A 13,079-nucleotide genomic window follows, 5' to 3' on the forward strand; every position below is an offset into this window, starting at 1 on the left:
CATTTTTCGTTGTCATTTGTCAGTGAGTGTGTTAGACCTAGCAACCGAGCGGGTGGTGGCAGACCAGGCAGGGTGGGCGATGACGACAGCGACGGGGATGAACACCAGGGGGCAACGCATCCTGTTGTGGACGGTGCCGCCGTCGGCGGCCTTGTTCGCGTTGGCCTATCTGTTGTTCCCGGTATTCTCGCCGCCGCTGTCGCCGACGCTGACCCCCGAACAAGTCGCGGCCTTTTTCGCCGAGAACGTCACCGGCATATTGGGCGTCACGATCCTGTGCAATCTCATCGCGTGCTCGCTGGTTCCGCTCTTCGCGGTGACCGCGGTGCAGATCTCCCGGACCGCGACGTCGAGCAGCGTCTTCACCTACGCCTACCTGCTCTGCGTCGGAGTGGGCCTGACGGCATTCATCCTCGCCGACTACTGCTGGGCGATGGCGGCGTTCCGGCCCGAACGCGACCCGCAACTCATCAGCCTGCTCAACGACATGGCGTGGTTCTTCTTCATCGCACCCGTCGGCACCATCATCGTGCAGAATCTCTGCCTGGCCGTCAGCATCTACCTGGACGCCCGGCCAGCCCCGGTCTTCCCGCGCTGGGTGGCGCACTTCAACATCGCGGTGGCCGCACTGCTGGTTCCGAGCGCGTTTTCGCTGCTGTACAAAACCGGGCCGCTGGCCTGGGACGGTTCGCTCTCGTTCACCCTGCGGCTCAGCGTTTTCGCCGGCTATCTCGTGGTCATGTTCGCGGTTCTGCGCGATGTGGTGAATCGCCAGGGTGACGAGCGCGAGGCGCTGGCATGACCAAGGCCGCGAAACGGGATCAGTGGATCGCCTTCTGGTCGGTCCCGGTCTTCTTCGCGCTGTTCGGGCTGGTCTTCGTCCCCTTGAGCTGGATGATGCCGCCCCGCTCACCGAGCGCCTCGCAGCCCCAGATCCTCGACTTCATGCAGTCGCACAACCTGCTGATCGCCTGCACCGTGCTGACACTGGCGTTCGGCCTAGCGCCCGTATCGAATGCCTGCTACCTCATCCAGATCAAGCGGATGTCGGTCAGCCCGGTGTTCCGGTACACCGTCATGATGGGCGCGATGACCGGCACCATCGTCGGCATGCTGTTCGGCATGTTCTGCTTCGGGCTCGGCGCATTCCGACCCGGCTACGACCCGGCGATCTTGGCGATGCTCTACGACTTCGGCTACCTGGCGTTCATCGGCTCGCTGGGATGCTTCTGCATCATGTGGATGGCCTTCGGCCTGGCGATCATTCTCGACGAGAACAATATCCTGCCGAAATGGCTGGGCTACTACACCGTTTGGCAATACGTGACCGAGTTGATGGCCGCGCCGGTGTGGATCACCAAGTCAGGGCCCTTCGCCTGGAACGGTCTGATGACGTTCTGGCTCGCCATGACGCTCTACGTCTCATGGCAGTTCATCGTCTACGCGTGCATCTACCGATCGATCAAGAACCAGCCCGAGGCCGAGCTCGAAAACGCTTGGGTTGCGCTGGAACCCGCCGGAGCCGGCACATGACCGAAGTCGAAGCGGGGCTCGGCATCGGTGCCGACGAGATGACGCCAAACCCCCAGGCGCGCGGGCACCTGCCCGGCGAAGCCAGCATGTGGTTCTTCGTCATCGGCGACCTGTTCATCTTTGCCGCCTACTTCGTGTCCTACACGTACTTCCGCGGCCAAGACCATGCCATGTTCCTGGCCAGCCAGGCGAAGGTGAACCTGAATATCGGGATCGTCAACACCGTCGTGCTGCTGACCAGTTCGCTCTTCGTCGCACTCGGCACCTCTGCCGCCCGAGCCGGAAGGACCCCGGAAGCCCACCGGCTGTTCTGCGTCGCGCTGGCCTGCGGTGCGGCGTTTCCCCTCTTCAAGATGTTCGAATACATCCCGGAGGTCACCGCCGGGATGACACCGGGAACCAACCTGTTCTTCATGTACTACTTCGTGATGACGGGAATGCACCTGTGCCACGTGTTCCTGGGGCTGGTGATTCTGTGCTTCGTCGTCCGCGAGCTACGCGGGGCAGCCGAACCACGAATCTCGTTGGTGGAGACCGGCGCAACCTACTGGCACATGGTCGATGTCTTGTGGCTGATCCTGTTCGCGTTGCTGTACTTGATGAGGTGATGGCTGTGACCGCGTACCGCCGCAACCCGCTGATCTTCGTGTGGGCGCTGCTTACGGTGGTGACGATCGCGTCGTGGCAGACCGCCCGCGACGGCGGCGAAGCGCACCTGAACGCCACCGTCACCGTGGTAGTGCTGTCGATCGCCGCGCTCAAGACGCAGCTGGTGATATGGCACTTCATGGAGGTCCGCCACGCCCCGACCTGGCTCAAGGTGACCACGAACGGCTGGCTGCTGGCGCTGTTCGGGCTGCTGTTCGGCTTCTACTTCGCCGCCCTGTAGGTTCGGCGAACCAGCGGTGCGGCCAGACCGCCCGCACCCACCAGCAGCATCGCCAGCCATATCAGGTGCGCCGCCAGCACGGCCCGGCGCGGGCCGGCGGAGACCTCGGGTGCACGGCCGCCGACCCGGTAGACGGTGAAGTCGGAGTCGCGGTAGGCGATCGGCAACCGCATCAGGGTTTTTGGCGCAGCTCCCATCTCGCCGTCCGAACCGGACTCGGTGACCACCCACCCCACCCCGTAGACGCCGAGCATGGCCGGGTCCGCGCCCGAGAGCAGCGCCTGCTGTACCCCGCGGGCGTGGCTGCCCTCGCCGGGTACGGTCTGCTCCCCGACACGCAGATCGCCGGTCGCCAGCACCTCGGCGCGCACCCAACGGCCCAGCGGGTCGAGCACCGGCGCCGGACCGGCCCAGGAGAAGTGCCGCATCGTGTCGGCCGGCAGCACGGCCACCGGGCGCGGATCGGCGTTGATCTTGGCCGCCACCGCCGCCCAGCCGGGCGGGTACCGCACCGGTTTGAGCCGCCCAGCCACGCCCCAGCCCAGGTCGGGCAGCACCAGGATCAGCGCGGCACAACACACCAGCGCCGCCCGGGCCGGTGGCAGCCGCTTTCGCAGACCCGCTACCGCGCCCGCGCCGGCCAGCGCGTAACCGGGCATCGCCAGCGCCACCCACTTGTGGCCGTCGCGCAGCATCCCCACACCGGGCGCGACATCGACCGCCCAGCGCAGCACCGCCAGGCCCGGGCCGGTGGCCAGGATCGCCAACACCAGCACCGTCGCGCCCGCCAGCACCAGCAGGGGCCGCGCGGCGGGCAGGTCTCGCACCGCCGGCAGCCCCAGCGCCACCACACCGAGGAATACCGCCGTCGCCAGCAATGCGAAAACCGTTGCCCGCGAACCAGGTACCGCGTCGGCATTCCAGATCCCGCCGAGCCCGGCGAGGCTGCCCAGGGTGCCCAGCCCCGGCTCGGCGCGGGCCGCGAACGCCGACACCCCGGCGGATTCACCGCGCGCGGATCCCGGGCTCACCATCAAGGCCATCAGCCAGGGCAGCGCGGCGGTAGTCGCGATCGCCACCACGCTCGTGGCACACCACCACCTCGGCGGCCCCGCACCCGGCACCGCGACGCACACCAGCGCCACCACCGCGGCCAACAGCAGCCCGGTCGGAGTCAATCCGGCCAGTGCCAGGAAGAACACCAACCCGAACAGCCCGCCGCCACCGGACCTCAGCTCCAGCATCGCGACCGCCACCCACGGCAGGCATCCGTAGCCCACCAGCAGACTCCAATGCCCCTGCAACAACCGCTCGGCCACATAGGGATTCCAGATCGCGACGGTGACCGCCACCAGCCGGCCGGGCAGCCCCGCGGCCGGCAGCACCGTGGCCACCAGCCTTGCCGCACCGCAGCCGGCCAGCCATAAACCCGCGAGCAGCAGCGCTTTGACCACGATGCCGCCGTCGGCCAGTCGCGAAGCCAGCGCCACAGCGAAGTCCTGCGGTACCGCGCGCGGCGCCGCCTCACCCAGGCCGAGGGCGGTCGAGGTCAGATACGACCGCGGCGTCGACACCGCATCGCGCAACAGGAGATAACCCGGCCACAGCAGCGGCGCAAGTACGAGCAGCGTCAGCCCCAGTGCGTAGCACGGCGCAATCCAGCGCCCGGCCCGCACCACCGCGGGGTTAGGGCTGATCGGTTGCTGGATCGGGGTTTCCGCGATCCGGTGGGCCGGGCTCTGGTGGCGTCGCCGGGCGGTCCAGCTGCGGACGCTGTGTCGGCAGCTTCTCCGTCTCGGCCTCGGCGCCCGAAGCGGGCTCGGCCGACGGTGACTTGGGTGCGAAGCCGCCGAAGAACCCACCGTCGGAACCGCGGCCCGGCCGGCCCAGGGCGGCCTCGGCCGGCAGGCTGAACCAGCCGACCAGAACACCGCCGATCAAACAGATCAGCCCAGCGGCGGTGAACGTGATGGGCAGGACCCGCGACCACAGGGCGACCCGGTCGCGCTCGTTGCGGGCGGCGTCGACCTGTGCCTCGATGGTCTCCTCGGAGCTGGTGACCGTGTAGTCGGCCAGCGCCACCTCCGGCTTCAGCGGGTCGCGAGCGTAGTAGTGGTTGGCGTGCACCTTCGATTTCACGATGGTGCCCGAGACCGGATCCACCCACATCGTCTTCTGCGCGGCGTAGTACCGCGTCATGGTGATGTCCTCGTCGGGGTCGGCGCCCTCGATGTTCCACATCCGGGCCGGAGCGGTGATCTCGCCGTCCTCATCGTGGCCGTACAGCGACGGATAGCGCACCGGCTCGCTCAAGCTGCCGTCCGGGTCGTAGCCGACGTTCTGGACGAACCGGTAGGTGGTCAGCCCGTTGACATCGTCCTCGCCCTCGTAGTTGGCCTCGTAGGCCTTCTGGGCGATCGGATCGAAGTACTGGTAGGACTGCTTCTGGGTGTCGAAGGGGAACCGGTAGGACAGCCCCTCGTGCGGCAGCGCGATGTTGGTGGGTGGGCTGTCGTCGTCGAAATTGCGGGGCCGCTGCACCGAGCCGCCCGGGTGGGTGTCGTCCGAAACGGCCTCGGCGGAGGTGCGATTCAGCGTCACAGTGTCGACGATGGCCAGCAGCAGGCCGGTGTCCTTCTGCCGGTCGGCACGCCGCAGCGACGAGCCGGCCTGCAGGGTCACCACCTCGGCGTTGGCGGGCGACTCGACCCCGATCTGTTGCTGGGCCACCAGCGGCACATCTTGATCGACGACGGCATGTTCACTCCCGAGCGACTCCGGGTCGAGCGCGGCGCCGCTGCCATTGCTGATCAACGTTACCTCGAGGTCGAGCGGGATCTTGGCGATCCGGCCCGCGGTGTAGGTGGACAGCAACAGGGCTGCGATCAGCAAGGCGGCGCCGAGGCCCATGACTGCGCATGCCGCGATACGCATCATGACTGCTCGGTTCACGTCGCCGTACCCTCCTTTTCCAACCCACACCTAAATCTGTCTGACCCTAACAGCAGAACCTCAAACAGCTACTGTGTGTCCATTGATGTTTTGGATCGTGATCAGATGAACCAGCAGGTTGGGGGTGTGCGCGGCTTCCTGCCCGCGGTCGAGGGGATGCGCGCCTGCGCCGCCATCGGTGTGGTCATCACGCACGTCGCCTTTCAGACCGGGCACTCGACCGGGATCACCGGCCGGCTGTGGGGGCGTTTCGACATGGCCGTGGCGGTGTTCTTCGCCCTGAGCGGATTCCTGCTGTGGCGGGGGCATGCCGCGGCCGCGCGCGGGCTGCGCCCGGCGCCGCGCACCGGGCACTACCTGCGGTCTCGGGTGGTGCGGATCATGCCGGCCTACCTGGTGTCGGTGGTGGTGATCCTGGCCCTGCTGCCCGACGCCGGTGGCGCCAGCCTGACGGTCTGGCTGGCCAACCTGACGATGACGCAGATCTATGTGCCGCTGACCTTGACCCCGGGCCTGACCCAGATGTGGAGCCTGGCGGTGGAGGTCAGCTTCTACATCGCCCTGCCGCTGCTGGCGCTGGGGGCCAAGCACCTGCCGGTGCGCGCCCGGGTGCCGGTGATCGCCGCGGTGTCGCTGCTCAGTTTGGGCTGGGGATACCTGCCGATCCATACCCCTTACGGGGTGAACCCGCTGAACTGGGCGCCGGCCTACGGCTGCTGGTTCGGGGCGGGCATGCTGCTGGCCGAGTGGGCGTTCAGTCCCGTCGGCCGGGTGCACCGGCTGGCCCGCCGGCGCCTGCCGATGGCGGTGCTGACCCTCGCCGCGTTTCTGGTGGCCGCCTCGCCGCTGGCCGGCCCGGAGGGGTTGACCTCGGCCACCGTCGGCCAGTTCATCGTGCGCACCGCCATGGGCGGTGTGCTGGCCTGGGCGCTGCTGGCGCCGTTGGTGCTGGACCGGCCCGACACGCCGCACCGATTTCTGGCCAGCGCGCCGATGGTCACACTGGGCCGCTGGTCCTACGGCATCTTCATCTGGCACCTGGCCGCCCTCGACATGGTGTTCCCGGTGATCGGCCGCTTCGCGTTCACCGGGGACATGGCCGTGGTGCTCGTGCTGACCATGGTGTTCACTGTCGCGATCGCCGCGGTCAGCTACGCCCTGGTCGAGCAGCCCTGCCGGGAGAAGCTGCGCGGCTGGGAGACCCGGCACCGCGCCGCGCGCACCGACGCCCCTCAGGCGGCCCTGCCGGACGGCGTGTACTCGGCGACATCGCTGGTGTATTCGGCCGTACCGTAGGCCTTCAGCCGCCGCTTGAGCAGCCGGAGTACATAGGCGTTGGTGATCCGGCGCAAGCCGGGCGTGTGGACAGCGCGTTGCACCACCAACACCCGGCCGTACACGAACGGGGCCGTCAGGGCCATCCGCAGATAGTCGCCCGCCCCGAGTGTGACACCCATCTTGGCGGCCACCGCACGCTTGCCGCCGGCGAACATCCGGACGAAAAAGAACTTGCTGTAGCTCTTCTCGACTGCATCGGCGATGCGCTCGCGCATCGTGTCCTCCTGCCGCAGATAAGCGGCCATGGTCGAGCGGACCAACTCCCCGCAGGTGGCGTCATCGAAGTCGTCGCGCAGCATCGCCGAACGGGCACTGAGCACCCGGATGATCTCGCCGGGGGTGGTCGGTAGCAACTCCTCGGGCAGGCCGAGCAGAACGCAGCGATAGCGGGTGAATTCGACGACGGCGCGCTCGCTCGGCGTGAAGTCCGTGCGGCCCTGGCGGCGGGCGTCCATCGCGAGCAGGTAAAGGTTGATCATCCCGGCCGGCATCTGATCGAGCTGTGGGATCGGCAGCCCGTAGACCTCGACGTCCCACTTCGGGGAACGCTTGAGCGCGTTGAAGCGGACCATCGAGTGCATCAGCCGCACCATGGCCGCCGCCTCGAAGCCCGGCCCGTACCGGTCCAGCGCGCCGGGCAGGGTGGTCACCGCGAAGAAACTGGTGGTCTCATTGACCCGGCGCGCGGCGCGATTGCCCGACAGGGCCCCGGTCAAGGCCATCGGCAGCGCCGCGTAGGTGTTGAGGAAGGTCGCGATGAACGCCCCGCGGACGACGAACGGCGCCAACAGCGCCATCGGGATACGGGAATGCTCGGCACCCTCGCGCACCAGGTCCATGTCCAGCCAGTCCGGGGTGGCTTCCATGTCGGCGATGAACGCGGCCAGCTCGGGCGGCGCGTCGGGCACCGCGTCGATGCCATTGCGGCAGGCCAGCTTGAGCATGCTGATCAGGGTGCTGACGCTGTATTGGCCCATCAGCGCGGCATAGGAGTCCGACACCACATCGCCCAGCCAGGTCGCCGTCGAGATCAGCTCGACCGCGGCTTCGTCGGCGAGCAGCTTGGCTCGGGTGGAGGGCCGGCCGCGCAGTGACGAGACGTCATCGGGGTTGGTCGTCGTGCGGTAGGGCTGCGTGTCGAAGTCCAAGTCGCCGTAGAGCTCCGGCAGCAGCTCGGCCTGTCGGCGGACCCGCTCGTGCAGCTCGGGGTAGTGCAAGGGCGACGTGGGCAGCGTGGGCACAGAAGACCTCCGATTAACTAACATTTCGTTAGTTACAGCTAACAGCCCGTTAGTTATGCTGTCAAGCGTGATTCCGAGCGGCCGGCGGCGGATGTCAGGTGAGGCGCGGCGAGAGCAGATCCTCGACGTCACCCATGCGATCGTCGACGCCGAGGGGTTCCACGCGGCCACGCCGAACCGGGTCGCGGTGGCGGCCGGCGTCAACCGCTCGCTGATCTATCAGCAATTCGGCAGTCCCGCCGGGCTTTTCGTCGCGCTTATTGACCGGGAAGCGGGCCGGGCGGCCGCCCAGTTCGCCGATGCGATCACCGGCACCGAAAATCCCGAAGCCGAGGGCTTCCTGGCGCGGGTGTTCGACGGGGTGCTGCGGGCCGCCGACGGCCACGCGCCGACGTGGCGGCTGTTCCTGTTTCCGCCGCAGGGGGCGCCACCGGAGCTGCACGAGCGCCTGGCCCGCGCCGAGGCCGCCGTCCGGGGGTTTCTCACGCGCGAACTGCTGCGCACGCTTCCGGATCTGCCGGACCCGGACTACACCGCCCGCATCGTGGCCGCGGTCGGTCGTGAACTGCTGCAGCTGCGGCTCAGCGAACCCGACGAGGCCACGCCCGAGCGGCTGCGTGCCCTGCTGCGGTCGATTCAGTTCACCGCTGCCAGCCGAGCCGCGCAGACCTGAACGCGCTCAGTAGGCCCCGGAGGTCTCGAAGATCTTGCGCGGGTTGTCCACCAGCATGGTGCGCAGCTGGTCGTCGGTGACGCCGCGCTGCCGCAGCGCCGGAATCACGTCATTGTGGATGTGCAGGTAATGCCAGTTGGGGGCGGCCACCGAGCTCAGTTCACCGGGCAGCGCGTCGAAATAGCAGTTGGCGTCGTGGGAGAGCACCATCTTGTCGGCGTGGCCGCGCTCGCACAGCTGCGCCACCGTGTTGACCCGGTCCTCGAACGGCAGGATTAGGTCGATGCCGAATCGGTCCATGCCCAGATACGAGCCGGCCGCGATCAGTTCTTCCAGGTAGCCCAGGTCGGTGCTGTCCCCGGAGTGCCCGATGACTACGCGGGACAGGTCGACGCCCTCTTCTTCGAAGATGCGTTGCTGTTCCAGGCCGCGCCGCAGCCCGGCGTGGGTGTGGGTGGAGATCGGTACGCCGGTACGCCGGTGGGCCTGGGCGACCGCGCGCAGCACCCGCTCGACACCGGGGGTGACGCCGGGTTCGTCGGTGGCGCACTTGAGGATCGCCGCCTTGACCCCGGTGTCGGCGATGCCGGACTCGATGTCGCGGACGAACATGTCGGCCATGATCTCCGGGCCGTCCAGCATGGTGCCGGGCCCCCGGTAGTGGAAGAAGAACGGCACGTCGTTGTAGGTGTAGACGCCGGTGGCCACCACGATGTTCAGGTCGGTGCCCGCGGCGACCCGAGCGATGCGCGGAATGTAGCGGCCCAGCCCGATCACCGTCAGGTCGACAATGGTGTCGACTCCGGCGGCCTTCAACTCGTTGAGCCGGGCGATCGCGTCGGCCACCCGGGCGTCCTCGTCGCCCCAGGCGTCCGGATAGTTCTGCGCGATCTCGGTGGTCATGATGAACACGTGTTCGTGCATCAGGGTGACGCCGAGGTCGGCGGTGTCGATCGGTCCGCGAACGGTGTGACATTGCGACATGGGGTGATCGTAGGGACGTCTAGCCGTCGTGTACGAGATTGTCGCGGATCTGTGCGTAGGCGTGGGCGAACAGTTCCACCTCACGCGGGCTGAGCAGATCGAAGAGGTTGGCGCGCACCGCGTTCACGTGCCCGGGCGCCGCCTCGCGCAGCTTCGCCATGCCCGCCTCGGTGAGCTCGGCGTACTGCCCGCGTTTGTCCTCCTCGCATTTGACCTGGTGGACCCAGCCGGCGTCGGTCAGCCGTTTGACCGCTCGGGTGACCCCGCTGCGGGTCGTAACAGTGATGTCGGCCAGCTCGTTCATCCGCATCCGGTGCTGCGGGGCCTCGGACAACAGTGCCAGGATCTCGAAGTCGGGCAGGTTGAGCCGCGCGTCGGTGGCCAGTTGCCGGTCCAGGGCACGTAGCAGCAGTCGGGTGCTGTCGAGGTACCCGCGCCACATCCGATGTTCCTCCGGGCTGAGCCACTGCGTGTCCATGCCCACCACAATAGTTGATTTTGGAACGAGTGTCCCGGCGGTAGCGGCCGGAATAATGGGAAACTAGTTTCGTTGTCAACTATCAGCTAGAGTAGCCAACATGAGGAGGGCAGGCGTGTCGAGCACTGGTATGCAGTTCGGCATCTTCACCGTCGGCGATGTCACCGCCGACCCCACCACGGGCCGCAAGCCGACCGAAGCCGAGCGGATCAAAGCGACCGTGGCGATCGCCAAGAAGGCCGAGGAGGTGGGCCTGGACGTCTTCGCCACCGGCGAGCATCACAACCCGCCGTTCGTGCCCTCGTCGCCGACCACCCTGCTGGGTTACATCGCGGCCCAGACCGAACGGATCCAGCTGACCACCGCCACCACGTTGATCACCACCAACGACCCGGTGAAGCTGGCCGAGGACTACAGCGTGCTGCAACACCTCGCCGACGGCCGGGTCGATCTGATGCTGGGGCGCGGCAACACCGGCCCGGTGTACCCGTGGTTCGGCAAGGACATCCGGGCGGCCCTGCCGCTGACGGTGGAGAACTATCAGCTGTTGCGCCGGCTGTGGCGCGAGGACGTCGTCGACTGGGACGGGGAGTACCGAACTCCGTTGCACGGGTTCACGCTGGCGCCGCGCCCGCTGGACGGGGTTCCCCCGTTTGTCTGGCACGGTTCCATCCGCAGTCCGGAAATCGCCGAACTGGCCGCGCATTACGGCGATGGCTTCTTCGCGAACCACATCTTCTGGCCGCCGTCACACACCAAGCGGATGGTGCAGCTCTATCGTCAGCGCTTCGAGCACTACGGCCACGGCGGCGCCGACCAGGCGATCGTGGGGCTGGGCGGGCAGGTGTTCATGCGGGCCAACAGTCAGGACGCGGTGAACGAGTTCCGGCCCCACTTCGACAACGCCCCGGTCTATGGGCACGGCCCGAGCCTGGAGGAGTTCAGCGCCCAGACCCCGCTGACGGTCGGCTCACCACAACAGGTGATCGACAAGACCCTGGGCTTCCGGGACTACGTCGGTGACTACCAGCGCCAACTGTTCTTGATAGACCATGCGGGCCTGCCGCTGAAGACGGTGCTGGAACAGCTCGATCTGCTGGGTGAGCACGTTATCCCGGTGTTGCGCAAGGAATTCGCGATCGGCCGGCCGGCGCACGTTCCCGACGCGCCGACGCACCGGTCGCTGGTTGCGGCCGCGCGTCGGCCCGAGATCCGGGAGGCGTCTTGAAACTGGTGGTGATCAGCGGTGGGCTGGGTGAGCCGTCGTCCACCCGGCTGCTGGCCGAGCGGCTAGGCGAGGCGGTGCGCGCCAAGCTCGGCCATGGCGACATCGACATCATCGAGCTGCGTCACCTGGCTCGGGCGATCACCGATGCCATGCTGACCGGGTTCGCCGCGCCGGAACTGGAGCAGGTGTTTGAGACGGTCGCCGGCTGCGACGGGCTGATCGCGGTGACGCCGACGTTCAACGCGACCTTCAGCGGACTGTTCAAGTCGTTCTTCGACGTACTTCCGGAGCAGACCCTGAACGGCACGCCGGTGCTCATCGCAGCGACCGGCGGAACCGAGCGGCACTCCCTGGTGCTCGATCACGCCCTGCGGCCGATGTTCAGCTATCTGCACGCTTTGGTGTCACCCACCGGGGTCTACGCCGCCACATCGGACTTTGGTGCGCGTGGGCTGGACGAGCGGATCGCCCAGGGGGCCAACGATTTCGCGCGAATTGTACAAATGTGCGCGCCCGGCCGCGGCGAAGCGGTCAGCGCCGAACTCGATGAGATGCACCGCCTGCTTGCAGGCGCCCAACAGTAAGGAGCAGTGAAAATGACGAAGTTGGCGGTTATCTACTACTCGGCCACCGGACACGGCACGGCGATGGCGCAGCGGGTGGCGAAGGCGGGTGAGGCGGCGGGCGCCGAGGTGCGGCTGCGGCACATCGAGGAGACACGGGACCCGGCCACCTTCGCGCACAACCCCGCGTGGACGGCCAACTACGAGGCGACCAAGGACCAACCGGCCGCCACCGGCGACGACATCGTCTGGGCCGATGCGGTCATCTTCGGCTCGCCCACCCGGTTCGGTTCTCCGGCAGCCCAATTGCGGACGTTCCTCGACTCGCTGGGCGGGTTGTGGGCCCAGGGGGCGCTCGCCGACAAGGTCTACGCCGGCTTCACCTCCAGCCAGACCGAGCACGGCGGGCAGGAGGCTACGCTGCTGAATCTCTATGTGTCCCTGATGCACTTCGGCGGGATTCTGGTGCCGCCGGGTTACACCGACCCGGTCAAGTTCGCCGACGGCAACCCCTACGGGGTCGGGCACGTCACCGGCCCGGACAACCAGAACGAGCTGAACGACGCCACTCTCGCCGCGCTCGATCACCTGGCCACCCGGGTGGTGGGCGTCGCCGCCAAGCTGGGTTGACCAGCGGCTCGCGATTGACCCAACTCCTCCTCGGGTAGACCACGGCCACCTACGAGATGGAGATTCGCCAATGAAGATCTTGATGCGGCTGCGTCACCTTCCGGTGCGGCTGGCCACCGGGGCGTTCATTCTGGACGCCGGAATCAACCACACCGAACCCGACGAACAGACGGCCCAACAGGTACACGGGATGGCATCCGGTACCTACCCGTTCCTCTCATCGTTCGACCCGATGGCCTTCACCCGGTTGCTCGGCTACGCGGAGGCGGCGTTGGGCGCGGCACTGCTCATCCCGGTGGTGCCGTCGATGCTTGCCGGGGCAGGTTTGGTGGGGTTCTCCGGTGGCCTGCTGGGGATGTACCTGCGGACCCCGGGGCTGCGGCGCAGGCAGAGCCTGCGTCCGACACCGGACGGCATCCCGCTGGCCAAGGACTCCTGGATGCTGGCCATCGGCGCCGGGCTGATCCTCGACGAACTGCTGTCACGCACACGCAGACCGGCCGCCGTCGCCCCCTTGTGACGTGATGCACCTCACACTAGGATGACCAGTGGTCATTCCAGTGAGGTGGT

The 13,079-nt window shown here is 67.5% G+C and carries 15 protein-coding genes; 10 read left to right on the forward strand and 5 right to left on the reverse strand.

Annotation, left to right across the window (positions count from 1 at the left end):
* The first annotated feature begins 79 nt into the window (after window positions 1–79).
* The 4 genes from A5694_RS02085 to A5694_RS02100 are packed head-to-tail and all read left to right on the forward strand — an operon-like array spanning window position 80 to window position 2,422.
* The gene (locus A5694_RS02085; protein WP_064920219.1) at window positions 80–802 is read left to right on the forward strand and encodes a hypothetical protein; all 723 of its coding nucleotides are present in this window, start codon (window positions 80–82) and stop codon (window positions 800–802) included.
* The gene (locus tag A5694_RS02090; protein ID WP_064920198.1) at window positions 799–1,533 is read left to right on the forward strand and encodes a hypothetical protein; all 735 of its coding nucleotides are present in this window, start codon (window positions 799–801) and stop codon (window positions 1,531–1,533) included. The genes A5694_RS02085 and A5694_RS02090 overlap by 4 nt, the downstream gene beginning before the upstream one ends.
* Window positions 1,530–2,141, forward strand: coding sequence for a cytochrome c oxidase subunit 3 (locus A5694_RS02095; RefSeq protein WP_064920199.1), 612 nt, complete (start codon window positions 1,530–1,532; stop codon window positions 2,139–2,141). Before A5694_RS02090 ends, A5694_RS02095 begins: the two co-directional genes overlap by 4 nt.
* 5 nt (window positions 2,142–2,146) lie before the next feature.
* Window positions 2,147–2,422, forward strand: a complete 276-nt coding sequence (locus tag A5694_RS02100) for a cytochrome C oxidase subunit IV family protein (RefSeq protein WP_064920220.1) — start codon at window positions 2,147–2,149, stop codon at window positions 2,420–2,422.
* On the opposite strand, the gene A5694_RS02105 is transcribed toward A5694_RS02100, so the two are convergent.
* Entirely contained in the window at window positions 2,404–4,101 is a 1,698-nt protein-coding gene (locus A5694_RS02105; protein WP_064920200.1) for a hypothetical protein, read from the reverse strand. The genes A5694_RS02100 and A5694_RS02105 overlap by 19 nt on opposite strands.
* A gap of 7 nt (window positions 4,102–4,108) precedes the next feature.
* Window positions 4,109–5,374, reverse strand: a complete 1,266-nt coding sequence (locus tag A5694_RS02110) for a DUF3068 domain-containing protein (RefSeq protein WP_165604270.1) — start codon at window positions 5,372–5,374, stop codon at window positions 4,109–4,111.
* A 105-nt stretch (window positions 5,375–5,479) separates the two neighbouring features.
* On the opposite strand from A5694_RS02110, the gene A5694_RS02115 reads away from it, so the two are divergent.
* On the forward strand, window positions 5,480–6,670 hold the full coding sequence (locus A5694_RS02115) for an acyltransferase family protein (protein ID WP_234786309.1): 1,191 nt from the start codon (window positions 5,480–5,482) through the stop codon (window positions 6,668–6,670).
* On the opposite strand, the gene A5694_RS02120 is transcribed toward A5694_RS02115, so the two are convergent.
* The gene (locus tag A5694_RS02120) at window positions 6,607–7,944 is read right to left on the reverse strand and encodes an oxygenase MpaB family protein (protein WP_234786311.1); all 1,338 of its coding nucleotides are present in this window, start codon (window positions 7,942–7,944) and stop codon (window positions 6,607–6,609) included. The two genes, A5694_RS02115 and A5694_RS02120, sit on opposite strands and share 64 nt — an antisense overlap.
* Window positions 7,945–8,044: 100 nt before the next feature.
* Between A5694_RS02120 and A5694_RS02125 the strand changes: the two genes are divergently transcribed.
* The gene (locus A5694_RS02125; protein ID WP_064920221.1) at window positions 8,045–8,626 is read left to right on the forward strand and encodes a TetR/AcrR family transcriptional regulator; all 582 of its coding nucleotides are present in this window, start codon (window positions 8,045–8,047) and stop codon (window positions 8,624–8,626) included.
* 6 nt (window positions 8,627–8,632) lie between these two features.
* On the opposite strand, the gene A5694_RS02130 is transcribed toward A5694_RS02125, so the two are convergent.
* A complete protein-coding gene (locus A5694_RS02130) occupies window positions 8,633–9,610 on the reverse strand; it encodes a phosphotriesterase (RefSeq protein ID WP_064920204.1) in 978 nt (325 codons plus the stop codon).
* A 19-nt stretch (window positions 9,611–9,629) separates the two neighbouring features.
* Window positions 9,630–10,088 carry a MarR family winged helix-turn-helix transcriptional regulator gene (locus A5694_RS02135; RefSeq protein ID WP_064920205.1) on the reverse strand — a complete coding sequence of 153 codons (459 nt, stop codon included), beginning with the start codon at window positions 10,086–10,088 and terminating at the stop codon, window positions 9,630–9,632.
* Window positions 10,089–10,218: 130 nt separating this feature from the next.
* On the opposite strand from A5694_RS02135, the gene A5694_RS02140 reads away from it, so the two are divergent.
* The 4 genes from A5694_RS02140 to A5694_RS02155 all read left to right on the forward strand — a co-directional run bounded on the left by A5694_RS02140 (window position 10,219) and on the right by A5694_RS02155 (window position 13,029).
* Window positions 10,219–11,316: an LLM class flavin-dependent oxidoreductase gene (locus tag A5694_RS02140; protein WP_064920206.1), complete on the forward strand. Its 1,098-nt coding sequence runs from the start codon at window positions 10,219–10,221 to the stop codon at window positions 11,314–11,316.
* 5 nt (window positions 11,317–11,321) lie between these two features.
* Window positions 11,322–11,900: a CE1759 family FMN reductase gene (locus A5694_RS02145; RefSeq protein ID WP_234786310.1), complete on the forward strand. Its 579-nt coding sequence runs from the start codon at window positions 11,322–11,324 to the stop codon at window positions 11,898–11,900.
* 12 nt (window positions 11,901–11,912) lie between these two features.
* The gene (gene wrbA / locus A5694_RS02150; protein WP_064920222.1) at window positions 11,913–12,509 is read left to right on the forward strand and encodes an NAD(P)H:quinone oxidoreductase; all 597 of its coding nucleotides are present in this window, start codon (window positions 11,913–11,915) and stop codon (window positions 12,507–12,509) included.
* Between the two features lie 70 nt (window positions 12,510–12,579).
* Window positions 12,580–13,029, forward strand: coding sequence for a hypothetical protein (locus A5694_RS02155; RefSeq protein WP_064920208.1), 450 nt, complete (start codon window positions 12,580–12,582; stop codon window positions 13,027–13,029).
* The last annotated feature ends 50 nt before the right edge of the window (window positions 13,030–13,079 follow it).

It is taken from the genome of Mycolicibacter sinensis (assembly GCF_001667945.1).
Lineage (GTDB): Bacteria > Actinomycetota > Actinomycetes > Mycobacteriales > Mycobacteriaceae > Mycobacterium > Mycobacterium sinense_B.